The 365-nt window shown below is 49.0% G+C and carries 1 protein-coding gene; it reads left to right on the top strand.

What is annotated here, in order from left to right; all coding sequences use genetic code 11:
- Positions 1-65: 65 nt before the first annotated feature.
- Positions 66-365, top strand: a 300-nt coding sequence (locus QWI17_RS06060; protein WP_302721623.1) for an ATP-binding cassette domain-containing protein, incomplete at its 3' end; no start/stop codon positions are given.

Below are 365 nucleotides of genomic sequence, written 5' to 3'. Positions count from 1 at the left end.
CCTCCCTGTTGGAACTTCCCCCTCTGTTAGAGCTGAAATCTCTTAGCTGCGGTTATGGAGAGACCGTGATTACCGAGCAACTTAGCTTTCAGTTGCAAGCGGGGGAGATCGCTTGTCTGTTAGGCCCCAGTGGGTGCGGTAAGACGACTGTATTACGAGCTATTGCCGGGTTTAATCCTTTGCTGTCTGGCAGTATCAGCCAGAATGGGCAGGTGATTTCAGATTTGAATTTTACCCTGCCGCCTGAGCAGCGGGGTATCGGCGTTGTGTTTCAGGATTATGCGCTTTTTCCCCATTTGAATGTGTTTGATAATATCGCTTTTGGTTTAAGTGGGCGAAGCTCTTCAGAGAAAAAGAAAGCGGTC

Origin of the sequence: Gilvimarinus gilvus (assembly GCF_030518155.1) — a bacterium.
GTDB classification, from domain to species: Bacteria; Pseudomonadota; Gammaproteobacteria; order Pseudomonadales; family Cellvibrionaceae; genus Gilvimarinus; species Gilvimarinus gilvus.
This window is presented reverse-complemented; position numbering and strand designations above follow the sequence as displayed.